The organism is Caldisericum exile AZM16c01, assembly GCF_000284335.1.
Classification (GTDB): Bacteria; Caldisericota; Caldisericia; order Caldisericales; family Caldisericaceae; genus Caldisericum; species Caldisericum exile.
This window is the reverse complement of the sequence record NC_017096.1, coordinates 153686-174302: the sequence shown is the minus strand read 5'-3', so window position 1 is coordinate 174302 and position 20617 is coordinate 153686. Positions and strand designations below refer to the sequence as shown.

General features: G+C 36.7%; 21 protein-coding genes. 2 read left to right on the top strand and 19 right to left on the bottom strand.

Translation table 11 applies throughout. From position 1 onward, the window contains the following. Nucleotides 1-152: 152 nt before the first annotated feature. The 16 genes from CSE_RS00810 to CSE_RS00735 form a co-directional block, all read right to left on the bottom strand. A complete protein-coding gene (locus CSE_RS00810) occupies nt 153-1001 on the bottom strand; it encodes a thiamine pyrophosphate-dependent enzyme (protein WP_014452719.1) in 849 nt (282 codons plus the stop codon). Beyond that, complete coding sequence (locus tag CSE_RS00805) at nt 998-2692, bottom strand: 2-oxoacid:acceptor oxidoreductase subunit alpha (RefSeq protein WP_407919058.1); 1695 nt, start codon at nt 2690-2692, stop codon at nt 998-1000. The genes CSE_RS00810 and CSE_RS00805 overlap by 4 nt, the downstream gene beginning before the upstream one ends. Nucleotides 2693-2808: 116 nt before the next feature. After that, nucleotides 2809-4053 carry a beta-ketoacyl-ACP synthase II gene (gene fabF, locus CSE_RS00800; RefSeq protein WP_014452717.1) on the bottom strand — a complete coding sequence of 415 codons (1245 nt, stop codon included), beginning with the start codon at nt 4051-4053 and terminating at the stop codon, nt 2809-2811. A gap of 1 nt (nt 4054) precedes the next feature. Further along, on the bottom strand, nt 4055-4297 hold the full coding sequence (gene acpP, locus CSE_RS00795) for an acyl carrier protein (protein WP_014452716.1): 243 nt from the start codon (nt 4295-4297) through the stop codon (nt 4055-4057). Nucleotides 4298-4323: 26 nt separating this feature from the next. Beyond that, a complete protein-coding gene (gene fabG / locus CSE_RS00790) occupies nt 4324-5070 on the bottom strand; it encodes a 3-oxoacyl-[acyl-carrier-protein] reductase (protein WP_041726218.1) in 747 nt (248 codons plus the stop codon). 1 nt (nt 5071) lies between these two features. Then, nucleotides 5072-5971, bottom strand: a complete 900-nt coding sequence (gene fabD, locus CSE_RS00785; RefSeq protein WP_014452714.1) for an ACP S-malonyltransferase — start codon at nt 5969-5971, stop codon at nt 5072-5074. A gap of 3 nt (nt 5972-5974) precedes the next feature. Next, nucleotides 5975-6955, bottom strand: coding sequence for a beta-ketoacyl-ACP synthase III (locus CSE_RS00780; protein ID WP_014452713.1), 981 nt, complete (start codon nt 6953-6955; stop codon nt 5975-5977). Next, entirely contained in the window at nt 6952-7410 is a 459-nt protein-coding gene (gene fabZ / locus CSE_RS00775; protein WP_014452712.1) for a 3-hydroxyacyl-ACP dehydratase FabZ, read from the bottom strand. The genes CSE_RS00780 and fabZ overlap by 4 nt, the downstream gene beginning before the upstream one ends. Before the next feature lie 144 nt (nt 7411-7554). Next, entirely contained in the window at nt 7555-8847 is a 1293-nt protein-coding gene (locus tag CSE_RS00770; protein WP_014452711.1) for a TRAP transporter large permease, read from the bottom strand. Continuing rightward, nucleotides 8844-9320 carry a TRAP transporter small permease gene (locus CSE_RS00765; RefSeq protein ID WP_014452710.1) on the bottom strand — a complete coding sequence of 159 codons (477 nt, stop codon included), beginning with the start codon at nt 9318-9320 and terminating at the stop codon, nt 8844-8846. The genes CSE_RS00770 and CSE_RS00765 overlap by 4 nt, the downstream gene beginning before the upstream one ends. 48 nt (nt 9321-9368) lie before the next feature. Then, complete coding sequence (locus CSE_RS00760; RefSeq protein ID WP_014452709.1) at nt 9369-10832, bottom strand: DctP family TRAP transporter solute-binding subunit; 1464 nt, start codon at nt 10830-10832, stop codon at nt 9369-9371. A gap of 17 nt (nt 10833-10849) precedes the next feature. Further along, nucleotides 10850-12010 (bottom strand): dihydrolipoamide acetyltransferase family protein, encoded by a 1161-nt coding sequence (locus tag CSE_RS00755; protein WP_014452708.1) that lies wholly within the window; start codon nt 12008-12010, stop codon nt 10850-10852. Then, complete coding sequence (locus tag CSE_RS00750) at nt 12010-12978, bottom strand: alpha-ketoacid dehydrogenase subunit beta (protein WP_014452707.1); 969 nt, start codon at nt 12976-12978, stop codon at nt 12010-12012. Before CSE_RS00750 ends, CSE_RS00755 begins: the two co-directional genes overlap by 1 nt. Nucleotides 12979-12990: 12 nt before the next feature. Beyond that, complete coding sequence (locus CSE_RS00745; RefSeq protein ID WP_014452706.1) at nt 12991-13971, bottom strand: thiamine pyrophosphate-dependent dehydrogenase E1 component subunit alpha; 981 nt, start codon at nt 13969-13971, stop codon at nt 12991-12993. Between the two features lie 26 nt (nt 13972-13997). Further along, complete coding sequence (locus CSE_RS00740; protein WP_014452705.1) at nt 13998-14279, bottom strand: PCC domain-containing protein; 282 nt, start codon at nt 14277-14279, stop codon at nt 13998-14000. A 134-nt stretch (nt 14280-14413) separates the two neighbouring features. Continuing rightward, nucleotides 14414-16225 (bottom strand): sigma-54-dependent Fis family transcriptional regulator, encoded by a 1812-nt coding sequence (locus CSE_RS00735; RefSeq protein ID WP_014452704.1) that lies wholly within the window; start codon nt 16223-16225, stop codon nt 14414-14416. Nucleotides 16226-16288: 63 nt separating this feature from the next. Between CSE_RS00735 and CSE_RS00730 the strand changes: the two genes are divergently transcribed. Together CSE_RS00730 and CSE_RS00725 are read left to right on the top strand one after the other, a co-directional pair. Next, nucleotides 16289-17278 (top strand): diacylglycerol kinase family protein, encoded by a 990-nt coding sequence (locus CSE_RS00730; protein ID WP_041726208.1) that lies wholly within the window; start codon nt 16289-16291, stop codon nt 17276-17278. A gap of 4 nt (nt 17279-17282) precedes the next feature. After that, nucleotides 17283-17954: a lipoate--protein ligase family protein gene (locus CSE_RS00725; protein ID WP_014452702.1), complete on the top strand. Its 672-nt coding sequence runs from the start codon at nt 17283-17285 to the stop codon at nt 17952-17954. 262 nt (nt 17955-18216) lie between these two features. Here CSE_RS00725 and CSE_RS00720 read toward each other — a convergent pair whose 3' ends face one another. The 3 genes from CSE_RS00720 to CSE_RS00710 are packed head-to-tail and all read right to left on the bottom strand — an operon-like array spanning nt 18217 to nt 20601. Further along, a complete protein-coding gene (locus tag CSE_RS00720; RefSeq protein WP_014452701.1) occupies nt 18217-18741 on the bottom strand; it encodes a chromate transporter in 525 nt (174 codons plus the stop codon). Continuing rightward, a complete protein-coding gene (locus CSE_RS00715) occupies nt 18725-19279 on the bottom strand; it encodes a chromate transporter (RefSeq protein WP_014452700.1) in 555 nt (184 codons plus the stop codon). Before CSE_RS00715 ends, CSE_RS00720 begins: the two co-directional genes overlap by 17 nt. Then, a complete protein-coding gene (locus CSE_RS00710) occupies nt 19276-20601 on the bottom strand; it encodes an MFS transporter (protein ID WP_014452699.1) in 1326 nt (441 codons plus the stop codon). Before CSE_RS00710 ends, CSE_RS00715 begins: the two co-directional genes overlap by 4 nt. Nucleotides 20602-20617 lie beyond the last annotated feature (16 nt).

Sequence of the window (20617 nt, the reverse complement as noted above, 5' to 3'; positions counted from 1 at the left end):
CCTAAAAATTTTTACTTCTACTCACATTATATTTTTAATTGTGAATACATTATGAAGAAATTTTGAATTTTTATAAAGTTGTAAAAATCTTTTCAAATTATTTAGGGGGCTAATTTGAAGCCCCCTTAAATTTTAAGTAAAATTGGAAGGGTTTAGATTTTCAAAAGTTCTCTAATTTTTTGAAGACGCACATCTTTAGAAGGACTTTCCCTAAAAAGATTTTTTCCTTCTAAGAGAAGTTCATGGTGCACTGGTTTAATTTCTTTGTAAAATATTCCAAGTGGAAATTTGTCTCCAATGTTTGAAATTTCAATTGCTTCTTCTTTTGATTTTGCAACACTATCCACAAAATATGTATTCTTATTGTAAAGTTCATAAGTATCGTTGAATGATACACACGGCTGAAGAACATCAATAAAAGAAAATCCCTTATGGAGTATCGCCTCAACAAAAATATTCGTTAACTCCTTGATTTTCGCAGAATAACCTCTTGCAACAAATGTTGCACCTGCATCAAGCATTAACTTAATAGGATTCAGAGGTTCCTCAACAGAGCCAAACGGTGTTGAAGGTCCTTTAAAACCTCTTGGTGAAACAGGAGTGAATTGTCCTGTGGTAAGCCCGTACACACCATTATTATGCATTATTACTGTGATGTCTGCATTTCTTTTTGCAGCAAAGAGGAGATGCTCAAGACCCTCGCCCATTGCATCTCCATCTCCGACAAAGGCAATAACGTATAAATCGGGGTTTCCAAGTTTCATTCCCTGTGCCGTTGCAACGGCACGTCCGTGGAGCGAATAAAACCCACTTAAATTTAAGTAGTCAAAAATTTTCCCGTGACAACCAATCCCTGCAGTAATTAAAACGTGAGATCTTTTAACGCCAAATTTTTCCAATTCCTTTACTGCGCTTTTAAATGCAGTAAATATTCCGAAATTACCACAGCCTGGGCACCAAGTATTTTCTTCGTATGTTGTAAGTTCATCTCTTACACTCATGCTAATACCTCCTTTATAGCCTTTGATAGGCTTTCGACTTCAAAGGGTCTTCCATCGTATTTTTTAATATGGCCGTTTACTTTGATACCTGCTTTCTCTTTGAGAAGTCTTTCAAAAGATCCCATTACGCTTTGCTCAACAACATATGACTTTACACCCTTAAATTTATCCAATTCCCAAGAAGGGAAGGGCTCAAGATAGATAGGTTGAATAACTCTTGCTTCAATTTTCCCAAATTTGAGTGCTTCAAGCACAGACATCGTTGTCGAACCATAGGTGAAAATAACAGGCGTATTTTCTCCAAGTTGTGTATTATACACGTTAACTGTTTTCATCGTTTTTAATTTTTGGACGATAGAATTGTATTTTCTAAATCTTTTATCATGCATCTTTGTTATCATTTCTGGGTCTTCTGTTGAAAGACCATATTCATCATGCTCATAACTTGAAAATTTGATTACACTTTCAGATGGGGGAAAAAGTAGTGGTGAAACACCCGAATCTGTTAGTTTGTATCGTAGGTATTCTCCGTCGGTATGTTTCATATAATCTGCAAAACTTGATTTTTCAAGGTCAATTTCAAATGTTTTTCTGCTTTCAGAAAGGTGTTTCTCTGTCAAAAGAATTGAAACTGTTTGAAATTCCCAAGCAAGTGCTAACAGGTCCGATGCAAGATAAAACGCTTCTTCATGCGTTCCAGGAGAAGCAACAATTTTAGGAAATTCTCCATGCCCCTGGTTTAATGCAAAATATAAATCACCTTGCTCTGTATATGTTGGAACACCCGTTGAAGGACCTGGCCTTGAAGATAAAACTGCTAATATTGGTGTTTCAGTCATACCTGCAAGCGATATAGCCTCTTCCATTAGCGCAAAACCGCCACCAGATGAAGCAACCATCGTTTTAAGACCAACAGAAGCGGCACCAATTGCCATATTTATAACGGCAATTTCATTTTCTGGATGCATTACGCCAATCCCAAAATCTTTCGTGTGGGATGCAAGGAAATGTAAGATTGTTGAAGCAGGAGTCATTGGATACGCAAAGAACATATCAAGACCACCCGCATAGGCACCAAGAGGAATTGCTTCGTTTCCAGAAACAACGGGGAATGTTTTGTTTCCTTTTTCTAATTCTATTCGCTTCTCTTTAAAGTGGTCAACAAAAAAATCATAAACCTCATTTGCAAAACTGATATTATTTTCAACATCTTTGAAGTTGTCTTTTATGATGTTTGCAAGTTCTTCTTTTGAAAGTCCCAAGACACCAAAGAGAACAGATATTACAGATACTCCCAGTCTTAATTCTGGATTTGGATACTTTCTTGCGAATGTTGTAAGAGGAATCCCAATATGATTTTCATCTGCATTTTTTACAAGATCTGAATTATAAACAACAACTCCATCTTGAGTTGCCTCATCTTTGTGTTTTTTGTAACTTCTCTCATCTAAAGTAACAATAATGTCTTTTTTCTCGTAATGGCTATAAATAGGCTCAATCGAAGTTGAAACAACACAAAAATTGTGGCCACCTTTTATAAGGCTCTGGTAATCTTCCATTTCAAAGGCATGTCTTCCCATAGATGCAAAGAAAGAACTTAAAACAGCACCAATTTTCTTTACACCATTTCCTGCAGAACCGCCTACAAGGACCGTAAAAACTTCCTTTTTGACAATATCCAAAATTACCACCTCCTTCCTTAATTATAACATATTTAAATCATATTGGAATCTTCTAAAAAAATAAATTAGGGGAGGAAACACCTCCCCTAATCCTCCTATTGAAAATTGGTCAGCAGCAATTGTGTTTAGCCTTCAAACTTCTTAAAGGCTAATACTACGTTATGCCCTCCAAAACCAAAAGAGTTCTTCAACGCAACTTTAATGTTTGCTTCTCTTGGTGCATTTCCCACATAATCAAGGTCACACTCAGGATCAGGCACTTGATAATTAATTGTTGGGAAAATAATACCTTTATGGATTGAAAGTACTGTTGCAACAGATTCTAAGGCTGCTGCAGCACCTAACAAATGCCCTGTTTGTGATTTTGTAGAACTTACAGGAATCTTATAGGCAAGGTCTCCAAAGAATTGCTTAATTGCAAATGTTTCATTCTTATCATTTAAGGGTGTTGACGTTCCGTGAGCATTTATATAACTTACGTCTTCTTTGTTTAACCCTGCCTTTTTAAGAGCAAGTTCCATTGCTCTTATCACTTCTTTTGCAGATGGATCTGGTGCTGTTACATGATACGCATCGTTAGTTGTACCGTAGCCTACAAGCTCTGCATAAATCTTTGCACCACGCTTTTTTGCATGCGTCAAGGATTCAAGAATAAGAATTCCTGCACCCTCTCCCATAACAAAACCGTCTCTTTCCTTATCAAATGGACGAGAGGCATGCTCTGGGTCATCGTTCCTCTTTGAGAGTGCACGCATTGATGCAAATGCAGCAACTGCAGTTGGCGTAAAAGGTGCTTCGGCGCCACCTGTTACAACCACATCGAGATCCCCTCTTTCAATTGCAAGCATAGCCTGTCCTATAGTTTTTGCAGAAGAAGCACATGCTGCAACACAAGCATTCGTTTCACCCTTAAAGCCATATTTAAGAGCAATGTATGCAGGGATTGCATCAATAATCATCTGAGTTATAAGAAATGGGCTTACTCTTGAAGGGCCTTTTTCTTTATTTACAAGAATCTGTTGTTCAAGAGAGATAACCCCACCAATTCCTGAGGTAATATATACGCCTATACGCTCAGGATCAATTGATCCATCTCCAATGCCTGCATCCTCTATTGCCTCTTTTGCTGCAGCAAATGCAAAGTGTTGAACTCTATCAAGACGCGGGATCTCTTTCTTATCAAGGTAATTTTCGGGATTGAAGTCTTTTATTTCACCACCTATTTGAACGGAAATTGCAGATGCATCAAAAGACGAAATTTTTGAAACACCAGATTTTCCTGAAAGAAGCCCATCTAAAAAGGCGTTAATACCAACTCCAATAGGAGATACAGCTCCTAAACCCGTAATAACTACTCTTTCTTTCTCCATACTACCCTAAGTGCTCCTTAATGTAGGAAATCGTTGCACCAATTGTTGTAATTTTATTGATGTCCTCGTCTGGAATCTTTACTCCAAACTCATCTTCAAGTGCCATTGCAATGTCAACAAGTGCAAGAGAATCTGCACCAAGATCCTTCACATATTCTGCAGAGTCAACAATTTTGTCGTCCTCAACACCTAATTTCTCCTTTACAACACGAGCAACTTTTTCTCTAATTTCTCTTTCTTCCATTTCTTACCTCCTTAAAATTTTATTTTTTATGTTAATGACAAACCACCATCAACAACAATAATACTTCCCGTAATATAACTTGCAAGAGGAGATGCAAGGAAGAGAACTGTATTTGCAACATCCTCTGGGGTACCTGCCCTCTTTAAAACAATTTTATTTAAATATGTATCTTTGACATTTTGTGGCAATTTTTCAGTCATCTCGGTTTCAATGTACCCTGGTGCAACAAGGTTTGAAGTAATCCCTCTTGAGCCATATTCAAGCGCAACTGCCTTCGTAAATCCAATGAGTCCTGCTTTAGAAGATACATAGTTTGCTTGTCCAACATTCCCAGTAATTCCAACGATTGAACCAATATTTATGATTCGTCCAGAATTATTTCTTATCATATATTTAAGCGCATGTTTTGTCATTAAGAATGCACCTTTAAGGTTAGTGTTCAAAACCTTGTCCCAATCTTCAGAAGACATCCTCAAAAGAAGTGTATCCCTTGTAATGCCTGCATTATTTACAAGAATATCGATCTTCCCAAATTTTTCTACGATTTGCTTTGTTGTATTTTCAACCGATGATTCAACCTCAACTTGACACTGAAAAACCTCGGCAACCCCTCCAAAAGATTCGACTTCGCTTTTCGTTTTCAGAGCGTCCTCAACTCTTGAAGCATAAATGATCGACACTTTACTTCCCGCCTTTGCAAGTGCAATTGATATTGCACGCCCTATACCTCTTCCCCCGCCTGTTACAACTGAGACAGTATCTTTGAGGTTTATCTCAAGCATTAAAAGCCTCCTCTGAAAGTTTAACAGTGGAGCCCTTAATAATGCGTTCAATGAGGCCTTTTAAAACATTTTTTGGCCCAACTTCATAGTACTCTTTTACTCCTATTGAATCCATTTTTAATACTGAGCCAACCCAGTTTACAGAGCCTGTAAGTTGCTTTTTGAGGTTTTCTTTAATGTGGTTAATATCAGTCTCAGGTTCTGCTGTAACGTTCTGAATTATAGGGATAGAAGGAGTTTTAAATTCGGCTTCGTCGATTGCTTTTGACATCTCAGGCACAACTGGTTCCATTAAAGGCGAATGGAATGCAGCAGAAACTTCAAGCGGTTTTGAAAGACGAGCTCCAAGGTCTTTTGCAATTTTTTGCGCTTCCATAATTGCTTCAACTGACCCAGAAAGGACAACTTGGTCAAATGCATTGTTGTTTGCATTTACAATCACACCAAACTTTGATGCTTCTTCCAAAAGTTTTTGTATTTTATCTTTATCAAGACCAATCACCGCAAGCATCTTCCCAGGTGCTTTATCAGACGCACTTTTCATAAGGAGTCCACGAGTTCTAACAAGTTTAAGACCTGTTTCAAAAGAGATTGCTTCCGCAGAATATAGTGCCGAATACTCCCCAAGGCTGTGCCCTGCAACAATCTGCGGCTTTATGCCTTTTTCCTTAAGGAGAACATCGTAGATTGAAGACACAGTGTAAAGGGCTGGTTGAGTAATATCTGTTGAGGTTAATAATTCCTGCGGCCCTTTTTCACAGATTTCCAATAGGTCAAAACCCAATATTTCAGATGCCTTATTAAATAATTCCTTTTTAATTGAACTTTCGGGGATTTTCGCACTCATCCCCACGTACTGCGAACCCTGTCCTGGAAAAACAAATGCAATCATACCTCACCACCTCATTAAAATTGCACCTGATGTCATCCCCGCTCCGAATGACACCATGAGTACCAAATCACCTCTTTTAAGTTTACCTTCTTTTCTTATTGTGTCAAGAGATACAGGAATAGATGCAGCAGAAGAGTTTCCAAACTTATCAATCGTTACAACGACTTTTTCCATAGGAATCCCGAGTTTTTCTGCGCCTGCTTGAATTATCCTCAAATTTGCCTGATGCGGAATAAACCAATCAATATCCTCCAATTTTGTGCCTGTTTTATCCAGTAATTTCTTTGAGATTCTTGAAATTTCTCTTACGGAAAACTTAAAAACCTCTCCTCCGTTCATTTTTGTAAAATAACTTCGCTCTTTTAAGACTTCTTCTGAGAATGGTTTTCTTGAGCCACCTGCAGGCAACGTAAGATGCTCCGCAATAGAGCCATCTGCATACAATTCAAAATCAACAATGCCACGGTTATCCTCAACCTCGCCAAGGACAACTGCACCTGCCCCATCGCCAAAAAGAACGTAGGTCCCTCTATCAGTTGGATCCATCATTCTTGTAATTACTTCGGCACCAATTACAAGCACATGCTTATACGCACCAGATTTTACGAATTGAGAGCCAACTACAGTAGCATAAATAAAGCCAGGACAACCTGCCTGAAGGTCGAATGCAGCACACTTACCAGAAGCACCAATTTTTTCCTGCACAAGGCATGCAGTTGCAGGATATAGCATATCAGGAGAGTTTGTGCCGACAATAATAAGATCAATATCTTCTGGCTTTAAATTTGCATCCTCAAGTGCTCTTTTCGCAGCAATAGAAGCAAGGTCAGATGTTGCTTCGTTTTCATTTGCTATGCGTCTTTCTACAATACCGGTACGTGTCCTTATCCACTCATCTGATGTATCAAGAAATTTTTCAAGATCATGGTTTGTTACTACTTTCTCCGGGATATAACTCCCAAGCCCAAGAACTCCAACTTTCAAAACTCACCTCCTAATGAATTTTTATTTACGAAAAACGCTTTAATGATACCCATTGCAATAAGTGTGTCATTTACAAATAATTCTACCTTGCTTTTTGCAACGCTATGCCTGAAATCAAGCATTTCGCATTTTGCAATTACTGTATCGCCCTCTTGAACTTTCTTAACAAATTTAAAGTTTTCAACGCCTGATAGATACCCAAAAAGGTTTTTGTATTCATCATGCAAAAGAATCATAGATGCAGAAACTTGCGCTGAAAATTCGATTAAAATTACACCAGGAACAATTGGAAAATTAGGAAAGTGTCCTTTAAAGAAAAAATCATTCGATGTGAATGTTCTTTTTCCAATTGCTCTCACGCCAGGCTCAACTTCTAAAATTTCGTCCACAAAGAGAAACGGCTCTCTATGTGGAAGTATTTCCTTAACCTTATCAATGCCTAAATTTCTATACACTCTCCACCACCTAATAAAATTTTTACCATTTTATACAAATTAACCAAAATTTCCAAATAATTCAGAAAATGAAGGATTTATGTAATTCAAAATAAAAATCGCCCCAAGAAAAGTCCTTGGGGCAAAACTCCAATTATGATAAGTCTATGGAGTGTAGAGTTTTGAAGCAATAGGAATTAAAAGTGAAAGTTTTGGAAGTAGTGTAATGACAAGCAATCCTATCACTGCAAAAGCAACATACGGCCAAATATCTTTAGAAGTTTGGTCAAGAGATTTCTTAATAAGATTTGAAGTTACATAAAGGTTTACTGCAACAGGAGGCGTTATCTGTCCAATTGCAAGAGCAACAGTTGCCATAACACCAAAGAAGAGTGGATCAATTTTAAATGCCTGAAGAACTGGTAAAAAGATTGGCATAATGACATATAAAATGGAAATTGCATCGAGAAAGAAACCTGCAATAAATAGCACCAAATCAACCAAAAGTAAAAATGCAATTGGACTTTTTGCAACACTAACAACAAAGTTTCCTGCCGCACCAATGATACCAAGCGTCGATTCCGTTATTGAAAAAATACCTGCAAATGTCACAACAAACATGACAACGGCAGAGGTAACAGCAGTTCCAATTAATGAATCAATAATTTCTTTCTTGCCAAGGCTCTTATAAACAAACAGCCCTACAAATAAACTGTAAAAAACTGATATGATGGCAGATTCTGTTGGTGTTGCAATACCAGCATAAATTGAACCAAGAATAATCACAGGTGCAAGAATTGCCCAGATTGCTTCTTTAAATGCATGCCAAATCTCTTTTCCACTTCCACGTTCCTGAATACCGTGATAATTTCTATTTCGCGAAATAATATAGGTGATAATTAAGAAGAAACCCATTACAACAAGACCAGGAAGAATTCCTCCCAAAAACAGTGCACCAACCGAAACACCTGTAATATTCCCATACACGATAAATGCAATACTTGGCGGAATAATTATTGCAAGACCACTTGCTGCGGCAACAACTGATGCAGCAAATGTATCATGATAACCTTGCTCAATCATTGCAGGGATAAATATAAGTCCAATTGCCGCTGCTGTTGCAGGTCCTGATCCGGAGATTGCACCCCAGAATGCTGCTGTTACAACTGCAGCCATTGCCAAGCCACCACGTGCTTTACCGACAAGAATTATAATAAAATTAGAGATCTTTTTTGCAAGACCACCCTTTGAAAGTAGCTCTCCCTCAAGCACAAAGAAAGGAATCGCAATGAGCGGAAATTTCGCAATTCCTGCACTGAAGTTTTTGGCAATCATAGTAACTCCAAGGTCATACTTTAAGATACCGAATACTCCTGCAACACCTATAGCAGTCCCAATTGGAGCACCAAGAACTATAAGAAGAATAAAAATTCCGAAGAGGATTAACGCTGCACTCATTTTGCGCCTCCAGATTGTATTTGCTTAATATTATGTAGTGTTGCAACAATGATACTTTTGAAAACAAATACCGAGAGTATCGGAGTCCATATAGTATACATCCAAACAGGTATATTTAACGCTTCTGATCTTGAGTGATACAGAGTAATATCTCTTATAACATCTTTTATAGCATAATAATCTACCATCACAAAAAGCCAAATGGCAAGAAGCGAAGACAAAATTATAGCAATCGTTTTTAAACTTTTGGGAAATTTATCAAATACGATATTCATTCCAAGATGTGAACCTCTTTCGAAAGCAATTGCAATACCAAGTATTGTAACCCACACAAACATATTAACTTCAAGTTCTTCAGTTGCAGCCAAAGACAAATGGAAAATATACCTACTTAATACATTAACAAATCCAAGCAGTGCCATCACGCTTAATATAACTACCACGAGAATTTCTTCCAATTTAAGCTTTTTCATTGAGCCTCCTTCAACTTAAACAAAGGGAGGGTTGCCCCTCCCCTATTATCACTTACCTATATCTTTTAAAGCGGCATTGTAAATATCTTTCCCTATAATTGAAATCCACTTATCATAAACAGATTGAGTTGCATTAATAAACGCTTGTCGTTCTTCTGGTGTCAAATCTATAATTTGCATTCCTTTGCTTCTTACATACCCGACCATATCAAGCAATTGAGGTGTCTCGCCAAATTTATTCTTGAGAATGTTTATAGAAGTAAATCCATCAAGACCACGCCTTACCATTGCTTTTTCCCATTCTGCTGCTTCAAGAGCACTGTCTTTAATAGCCTTCTGTATATAAGTTGGAAACTTATCCCAAGTTTGTTTGCTTACCCCGAGAATAAGTGGATCAATTACATAATTCCAGTTTGTGAGATACTTGTGGTATTGCCAAATTTGAACTGGGATCAATACACCGTAGGGGTTTTCTTGACCATCAACAGCACCTTGCTGGAATGCAGTTACCGCATCGCCCCAGTTCATAGAAACAGCATCGGCACCTAAGGCTTTGAAGATATCAATAAAAATAGGTGAGCCAACAACCCTAAATTTAAGGCCTTTCATATCATTAGGAGTTCTTATAGGGCGTTTGCTATTTGTAAGTTCTCTAAAACCATTTTCGCCCCATGCAAGATGCACTACACCCATTTTTTCCATTTGTTCAATAATCATCTTACCTGCAGTGCCATTTTCAATTTTATCTACATTCTCGTATGTGTTAATGAAGAATGGAAGCGAGAATAGGTTAAGCGATTGTACCACACCAGAAGCATTGATCGTTGAATCCATTACAAAATCAATACTTCCTTCAGACACGGCTTGGAACCAGTTAGTCTGTTTACCTTGAAGTAATGCACTTCCAAAGTAGGGCTTAATGTTAATTAATCCATTTGTTCTTTCTCTTACAAGATCAGCCCATTTTTGAGCGCCTTTTCCCCAATCAAACGCAGGGCCAACGTTAACCTGCATTGTGTATTCTGCTTTTGGCTTAAATGTAATCTTTGGGGGTATAGTGGAAGCAGTAATCGTAACAGTTTTTGTTTTTGCATCCCAATCAACTTTTGCACCGAGTGTTTCGGTCACGAATCTCACAGGAACAAGAGTTCTTCCTGCAACAATCTTTGGGGGGACATCAAGCATATTAATAACATTATTAACTACCGCTTTGTTCGAACCAATCGTAAGTTTAAGATTGATGTCGCCAAAGACATAACTTACTTCCTTCTTAGCACCATCCCAACCGATTTGGGCACCAACTGACTCACCTATAAATCTAAATGGCACAAGAGTTCTGCCTTTTTCAATGATTGGAGGAGAATCAAGTGTTACAACTTTAGAATCAACATAAGCCTTTGGATTACCAATTGTCATTTTAATCATTACCTCGCTTGCAGCAATGGCAGGAGTAAATTTTGTAACTCCCAACACCATTGTTACAATCAACAACACTGCTAATACTTTCTTCATACCTTACCTCCTTTTGTTTAAATTTTATTTATTTTTTGAAAATTGTCTGTTAACTCAAAATATTCTGCAAGCTTTCCTAAAAATCTTGCAGCATCTGCACCGTCAATTACACGATGGTCGTAAGACAAACTAAAGTAAGCAAAGTCTCTTACAACAACTTTATCCTCGGCAACGGTAGGCTCTTTTAAAGTCCTCCCTATGCCAAGAATGGCAACTTCTTTACCATTTAAAACTGGTGTAAACATATCTGTTCTCATCATACCAAGATTTGTAATTGTAAACGTTGAACCAGTTAAATCATCTACGTTCAAAGAGTTTTCTTCTACTTTTGCTTTTAGTGTTTGAAGTTCTTGCGCAATTTCTTTAAGAGATTTTTCCTGAACATTCCTTATAACTGGGACAATAAGACCGTTAGCCGTGTCAAATGCAACACCAATGTTAATTGCATCAAAAATTTCAAGTTCATTTCCATCAAAATGTGCATTAAATTTTGGAAAATCCTTTAAAACATTAGAAACTATCTTAACGAAAAACGCAGTAAGTGTAATATCAGGAAACTCCTTTTTAAAAGAAATTAAATTCGTTAAATCTATTTTAGTTATGTTTGTTACAAGAACCGACTCTTTGTAGGACTTAACAAGGTTATCCATGATTCTTTTTCTTACAGGGTCAAGAGGAATTTTTTTAGAGACTGGCTTAGTTTGTTTCATTTTCTCAACAAAAGCAATTACATCGTTCTCAACAATGCGACCCGATGGTCCTGTGCCTTTAATATTCGAAAGATCTACACCATACTCTTTTGCAAGTCTTTTAGCGGCAGGTGAAGCAAGAATAACCTCTTCCGATTTCTCTTCTCCTATTTTCGATTCGGTAAGTTTCCTTACTTTACTCTCCTCAGAAGTAATTACTCTTTTCTCTTCAGTAATTTCTTTTATCGTTTCATCTTCACTTCCAATTAGACCAATAATTTCTCCAACTTTTGCGGTTTCTCCTTCATTTACCTTAATTACTTTAAGGATACCTTCAAAAGGTGATTCAAGCGTGTTAATTATCTTTTCGGATTCAACTTCAACAAGAGGTTCGCCTTTTTTAACAAAATCCCCAACCTTCTTGTACCATTTTGTAATGGTGCCCTCTTCCATTGAAAGCCCAAATTTGGGCATTCTTATTTCGAACATTATAACACGCTCCTTACCGCCTCAATTACACTGTTCTTGTCAGGAACAACAAAATCCTGTAACGGTGGTGAAAAAGGTATATGAACATTCTTTGCACCGACTCTTCTAATTGGAGCATCAAGATAATCGAATAGTTCTTCTTGGATTGTTGCAGCAATTTCTGCACCCCATCCTGCTCTTCTCCAAGTTTCATGAGCAATGACAACCTTGTGGGTTTTTTTCACAGATTTAAAGACAGTTTCTTTGTCCCACGGCACAAGCGTTCGCAAGTCAACAACCTCAACACTTACACCTTCTTTTTCAAGTTCCTGTGCTGCTAAAAGAGATTCATGAACCATCCTTGATGTTGCAATTACTGTGACATCTTTACCCTCACGTTTTACGTCAGCAACTCCAAACGGAATATAGTATTCCTCTTCCGGGACAGGTCCTTTCATTCTGTAAAGCATTTTGTGTTCAAAGCAAATGACAGGGTCGTCAGAACGAAGTGCTGTTTTAAATAACCCTTTCATATCGTATGGTGTAGATGGAATAATCACCTTAATGCCCGGGATATGCATAAAAATAGTTTCAATTGATTCCGAATGCTGTGCGGCAGCAGATTTTGAAATACCATCAGGTCCTCTTAAGATCAGGTGAAGTTTCCCCTGCCCTCCTGTCATATACTTAAACTTCATTATCTGGTTTGCAATAGCAGCCATCCCAGTAAAAAGGAAGTCTGCAAAATGAAACTCAGCAACTGGCCTCATTCCTGCTAATGCCGCACCAAGTGCTGAACCAAAAATAACCTCCTCAGAAATTGGAGTATCTATAATTCTATCTTGATATTTGCCAAGAATTGGTTTGTATGCTCCAAAAATCCCACCTTGTTTTGCAATATCCTCTCCATATGTAAAGATTGTTGGATCCCTGGACATTTCTTCCAAAATTGCTTCGCCTAATGCCTCAGAAAAGGTAATTTCTCTCATATCAACCTCCCATCAATATAGACAATTTGTGCTGTCTTCAAAAAGGTCTTCAAGAGCTTCCTCAGGTGCAGGATATTCGTCTTGTTCCGCAAACAGGACTGCATCTTCTACTTCATTCTTTGCATCATTCCAAATTTCTTCTTTTTCTTTCTCTGTAAGATATCCACCTTCGAAGAGTTTTTTCTCAAACCTTGAAATAGGTTCGTTGGGCCATTTTAAATCAACTTCTTCCTTTGTTCTGTAAAGTTGAGGATCGCCAACAAAGTGACCTTTAAGTCTGTAGGTCTTTGCCTCAATCAGCGTCGGACCACCACCATTTCTTGCTCTTTCAACCGCCTCTTTTACTGTTTCGAATACCGCAATTACATCATTTCCATCGATTGAAACACCAGGCATGTTATAGCCAACTGCTCTATCGGAAATATTCTCAACAGATGTAGTTTCCTGCACTCTTTCAGTAGAAGCAAACTGGTTATTTTCATTAAGGAAAATCACAGGAAGTTTAAAGACCGACGCCCAGTTAAGAGCCTCGTGAAAGGCACCTCTGTTTGATGCCCCATCACCAAAGAATGAAATAACAACACTGTCTTTCTTCTGTAATTTAATTGCCATTCCTGCACCAACTGCAATAGGCAAACCACCGCCAACCTCACCATTTGCACCAAGAACACCAATTGAAACATCAGCAATGTGCATTGAGCCACCTTTACCTTTACAGTAACCGTGTTTTTTGCCATAGAGTTCAGCCATCATCTTTCTCATTGAGGCACCTTTTGCAAGCATATGACCATGCCCTCTATGAGTAGAAGTAATGTAGTCCTCAACTCTCAAATTTGCCATTGCGCCAACTGCAATCGCCTCTTCACCAATGTACAGATGTATAAACCCTGGAAGTTTCCCTTGAAGAAATAGCTCTTCAGCTTTTAGTTCAAAATTCCTGATGCGAACCATGTCTTTGTAAAATTTCAGTAACAGTTCCTTTGATAATTCCATTTTACCTCCTTTCAAACATATATTTTTTAAAAATCTAACAAAAAAAGACCATCCTTTAGAATTCTCTTTACATTAATGGGGCTCCATAAGATAGACATCTCTCCAAAGGTAAATACCTCAGAATCAAAAAGATGTCCATCTATTACCCCTTTTTGAGAATTCCCAAGATACACATGCAAATGGAGAGGTAAACTATTGTCTTTTACAATAAAACCGCTAAGTCCAATAAGTTCATTCAAATTTTTATTTAGGGTTTCCCCGCGTTCCATCTCAATAAACTCAAAGCTACCTTCCTTTTTTATTTTCATAGTTTCCCTCGCTTATTTAATGCAAAAATCGTGCCAAAAATGTAAATTAAGGAAAATTAATGATTTTATACCAGGAGAAAAAAGGATATTGTAAATTTTTTTTACACATATGTGTAAATAAGTGTAAATTGCTTTTACAGATGTTGAGTAATGTTAATATTATACTTTCTAATGAGTTTATACAGCGTGGGTCTCGATATGCCTAATTTCTTTGATGCATTAGTTATGTTAAAATTCGTTTCAAAAAGAACTTTAATTACAAGATTTTTTCTCATCTCATCAAAAGAATAATCTGGAAAATTTAAATCCGGATTTTCTTGTTTGAATATCTCCTTAGGAAGGTGTTGTGCTGTAAGCGTATCTGAATCAGCAGTTATTATGGCTCTTTCTATAATATTTTGTAGTTCCCTTACATTCCCGGGAAAACTGTAATTTAGAAGGGGTTCAATAAAACTTTTATCATACCCTTTTACTTCTTTTCCGAGGGATTTTGAAAGCCTTTCAAGAAAATGCATTGCAAGAACTTCTATGTCTTCTTTTCTTTCTCTTAAAGGTGGAATGTTTATTTGAATTACATTAAGCCGATAATATAAGTCACGTCTAAAGAGATTTTGATTAACAAGTTCTTCAAGATTTTTGTTCGTTGCAGCAATTACACGCACGTCTATCTTAATTGACTTTGTTCCTCCAACTCTTGTTATAACTTTATCTTCAAGTGCTCGTAAAATTTTAGGTTGAAGTGAAAGTGGAAGGTCTCCCACCTCGTCTAAGAACAATGTTCCACCATTGGCAAGTTCAAATTTCCCAGTTCGACCTTTTCTGTCTGCGTCTGTAAAAGAGCCACCCTCATACCCAAAGAATTCGCTTTCAGCAAGCTCTTGTGGAATGGCGGAGCAATTAATAGCAACGAAAGGACCTTTGTTTCTTGCGCTTTCAAAATGAATTGCCTGAGCAAACATTTCCTTGCCCGTTCCAGTTTCTCCAGTTATTAATACCGAGGCATTAGAATGAGCAGCAATTTTTGCAATTCTCATTGCTTCCACAAATTTTTGGGATCTTCCTTTTATATCTTCAAACGTAAAGCGTGCTTCTGCCCCAATGAATGATGTTACAAATTTTCTTACCTTCTCAATCTCCTTAAAGAAATCTACAACGCCTGCAAATTCGCCATTTTCATCGCGAAGAACTACTGCAGTTTTTATGAAATGCAATGTGCCTCTTGAAGGACTCTCAATTATAAATTCTCTATCAATATAGCCTTTATGGGTCCTAAAAACCTCAAGTATAACGGGTGTAAAGTCAACAATTTCCGTAACATTTCTACCTATTGCTTCTTGTTGGTTTATCCTTAAAATCGAGGCGCCTACAGAATTTATATATACTACATTTGCATTCTTATCGAGAATCAATACTCCATCTTTGTTCCCTTCGGCAAAAACTTGTATAAATTTTTTTGAAATATTCATTTCTTTTAGAGCACTATCAAGAAGAACTTGTTTTGTGACACTACTTGCAATGAGTTTCGCAAGTTCAATTGTAAATGGCGGATAATCTTGCAAGCGTGTAGAAACACCTATTACTCCAATTAAATTATCCTTTTCATATATTGGGACAGCACTGCATGACCATTCAAAAAATTTGGGATTTGTGTGCTCCCTCCCTTTTACTTCACACGGCACACCTGTTTGAAGTGCCTTGCCTATGGCAGTATTACCTAACCTTTCATCAAAAACAAGACCTTCAAAAATTGTCGAATCTTCAGAATTTCCTACTGTAAAAAGAACAACTCCATCTTTGTCGACAAAAGATACGGTTAGCGGTGTATCCTTAGAAAAAGAAGAAAAAATGTCTTTCAAATTGGAAATATAAGAAGCATATTGTGATTTCCTTTCCTCAAGTTCTTTATAGGAAACTGTTAAAAATTTTTCCTTTATTTTGCCATCCATAAAAATATTTTACACCTTTGCAAGTTTTTTGCAAATTGTTAATTTTTACTTATAATGTCAAATATGATTGGTAAGGTTGGAATTATTGCAAATCCACAGTCAGGGAAAGATATAAGAAGGCTTGTGTCAAAGGCTTCTGTATTTGATAACGAGGAAAAGGTAAATATCGTAGAGAGAATTCTTTCGGTTTTCAACTATTTCGGTGTTGAAGAAATTTATTATATGGATGATAGCTATGGTATTGTAAGAAAAGCACTTGCAAGAATTAAAGGAATAAACATAAAGGCAAACCCAATAGAAATTGATTACACCTTTGATGAGATAGATAGCACTAATGCCGCAAAAGTTATGCAAGAGAAAGTTGATATCATAATTGTAATAGGTGGTGATGGCACAAATAGGGCTGTTGTTAAGGGGCTAAATCTTGATGACCCTATGCCACTTGCCCCAATTTCAACAGGCACAAATAATGCATTCCCGCAGATGATTGAGAGCACAACCGTTGCACTTTCTATAATTTCATATCTTTTAACAGAAGAAAAAGAAGAACTTACAAAAAGAGAAAAATTGCTTAGAATAAAAATAAATGACATTTCTGATTTGGCACTCGTTGATATTGCAGTTTCAAAAGAGCAATTTATTGGTTCTAAGGCTGTTTGGAATGAAAAATCTATTAAAGCAATTTTTGTAACTGTAGCAGAGGTAACAAACATTGGATTTTCCTCGGTTATTGCATACGAGCACCCAATCCGGAGAAACGATCCATACGGAGGTTTTGCAATACTTTCAGATACTGGGGAAAAAATCCTTTTCCCCATTGCACCAGGAAAAATTGCAAAAGCAAATATAAAAGAATCTGGGATTTTACACGAAAACATACCTTATAAACTCCTCATGGAAAGAGGAACCATAGCGCTTGACGGAGAAAGAAAAATCGAAGTTTATAAAGAAAGTGTCGCTTCCGTATCCTTAACTCTTAATGGCCCAAAAGTGCTTGATTTTAAAAGAGCACTTGAAGAAGGAATAAAAGGAAAATTCTTTACGCAAGCATAAACATATGGAAATTGAAGTTATTGAAAGCAACTCCTTTGATCCATTTGAAAATTTGAAGATAGAGCAGGACCTTTTCGAGAGCCCATTATCCAACAAAATAATTCTGAGGTTTTGGGTCAATTCTCCATCTGTTATAATTGGTAAATTCCAAAAAGTTGAATATGAAGTTAACCTTGACCTTGCACAAAGTTTGGGAATACCAGTTTTACGGAGATTTTCAGGAGGAGGTGCCGTTTATCATGATGAAGGTGTGTTAAATATGACAATTATAAAGGAAAAGGAACTTTGGCTATTTTCAAATTACATAATCGATGAAGCAAAATATCTTACGAATTTAATTGCAGATGCAATTGAAAAAGAAACTGGAAACCCTGTTAGGGTAAACGAAAGAAACGGAATATTTATAAACTATAAAAAGATTGCAGGGTCAAGTGTTGCTGTATCAAGAAATTTTCTGTATCATATATCAATTCTTGTAAACGCAAACCAAAAGATTCTTAAAGAAATCCTTCAGGGGCACCCCTATGAAGAAAGTGAAAAGCGTTTTGTAAAAAGTGTTAAAAGTGAGGTAATAAATTTGCAAGAATTTAACCCACAGATTAATATAATAACATTAAAAGAGCATCTTAAGAGACATTTGGTTAAGAATTTACACTTAAAGATTGGGCAATTATAAACAGATTTTTAAACCCAATAAAACAAGTTGTGAAAGTGTTTCTTAACTTTTTATAAAACTCATATAAATGCGCTACAAAGGGCAAAAATTTATTCGTAAGTACTTTAACCCATTTTAGGGTAAAGTTGACGCTCTAAAACGAAATAAACGCATAGTTTTATACAAGTATTTATGCGCCTTCAACGGTACTATGCGGGTTTTTAGAGGATAGTCTTGGGAGATACAAAAAATTAAACCCGCATAAAATCAGGGTTTTGCGACACTATCTTAAAACAAACACTCCAATAACTCCCGCAACAAGAAGTATCAAAACAGGCGACTTCTTATAAAAAATGAACACAACAAGGCTTGCAATAGCCATTAGGTAAGGAATAAAACCAACAAATCCACGGCCTATAATAAGATATATTGCATTTATGAGAAGTGCTATGATAACAGGCTTTATGCCAAACATGAATCGTTTATACAAAACACTCTCTTTAAACTTCTTCTCAAAGTGTGCAATAGCAAGAATCACAAGAAATGACGGCATCACAACGCCAAGAGTTGCAAAAGCAGAACCGATAACGCCATTTAGTTCGTAACCAATGAAGGTTGCCATGTTAAGCGCAACAGGACCAGGGGTAACTTCAGAAACAGATACAAAATATAGGAAACGCTCTTGCGTAATCCAGTGAAGTTCAGTTACAAAGGAGTGTTGAAGAAGGGGAAGCATTGCTTGTCCGCCGCCAAAGGTTACAATTCCTATTTTAAAAAACTCAAAAAATAACCTAAGAAGAAGCGCCATTTTTATCCTCGAAAAATTTCCCAAAAACTATCCCCAATGCGCCACCAATAAGAATTACATAAATCGGATTTATCTTTAAAACGAAAAGTTCCACAAGAGAAAGTAAAAGTATCAAAATGTATAATATGGTTTTTTTGGCTTTCTTAAAGATATCAAATGTAATATAGATTATCTCTCCAACAACACCTGTTAGAATTCCTATGAAAAACTTCTTCACCTGAGGAATTTGAGTAAGGTTTGCAAAAAACATCGAAATAAGAAGAATGACGATAAACGAAGGAAGCACAACACCAACGGTTGCAAAGGTAGAACCCAAAAGACCTCCTTCTCTATACCCGATAAATGTTGCCATGTTAATTGCAATTGGTCCAGGGGTAATCTGTGAAATCGCAAGCATCTCTAAAAATTCGTCTTCTGTAAGATAATTTCTTGTTTTCACGAAAGTTTCCCTCATAAGGGGAATCATTGCATATCCTCCACCTATTGTAAAAAGCCCTATAATAAAAAAATCGTAAAGAAGTTGAAAATGCTTTTTCATTTTTTAGGAAAATTCCCTTCGTAAGAACCTGATACTCTTCTTATGTGTAGTCCCTCTCTTCCGAAAACTTTTCTATATCCAACAAAATATACGATAAATGTGGTTAAAATTACAATTATGCCAATAAACGAATATGTAAACTGAACTGAAATTTTTTCACTCAACGTGCCAGTAAGAAGCGCACCAAAAGGCGTAAATCCAAGGAAGATAAGAGAGTAAATGCTCATCACCCTTCCCCTAAATTTCTCTGATGATTCCATTTGAAGTAGCGTATTTGCAGTATTAAGGAATAGCACCATTGAAAATCCAGAAAATGTCGTAAGCGCAATTACAAGATAGTAATTCGGAAAAAGCCCCGTTAAAAGAAGGGTTAGCCCTAACAAAAATGCGCCACCAAACAAATAGAAATGTTTTACTCCTTTATAACTTATAACCGCAAGGAAAAGAGACCCTGTTAGAGCACCAACACCCATCATCGACATGAGGAAACCGTAATCTGTCGATTTCAATTTAAAAACCTGTTTTACAAGCGTTGGAACAAGTACATTAAAATTAAGTCCAAAGATGTTAACAACGATAAAAAGAGCAAATATGATAAGAATTATTGGGATTTTAAGAATATATTTTACGCCTTCTACCGCATCTTTGTTAACATTCTCAAGGTCTCTAAGACTAAATCTACCAGGCCTTTTTGTGCGCTCAATAATGAAGAAAATTGCAACAATAACAGGGATAAAACTTATAGCATTGAGATAAAAACTCCACGAATATCCAACTGCTGCAATAAGTACCCCAGAAATCCCAGGTCCTAAAATTCTTGCAAGGTTAAAGGCAGACGAATTCAATGAAATTGCATTCATTAAGTGCTCTTTATCTACAAGTTCTATATAAAATGACTGTCTTGCAGGCATATCTATTGTGTTTACAAGTCCTGACAAAAATGCAATTATTAAAATTTGATAGTATTGAACAACCTTTAATGTAACAAGAAGGCCTAATACAAAGGCAAGTAGTGCTAATGAACTCTGTGTGAATATGAGGATTTTCTTCTTAGAAAACTTGTCGATTATAACGCCTGCATAAAGTGATAAGAATAGGGCAGGAAGAAATTGCACAGCAGAAAGAAGTCCAAGTTTAAAAGGAGAATTTGTAATCTGTAAAACAAGCCAACTTTGTGCTGTTGATTGCATCCATGTCCCAATAACAGAAATTACCTGTCCAAAGAAAAATAATCTGAAATTCCTGTATTTAAAGGAAGGAAAATGAAGGAAAAATCTATTCCTTATCCTGTTAAAAGTGTTTCTATTCTCATAAGTTTCCATTGCAATTTTCTCCAAT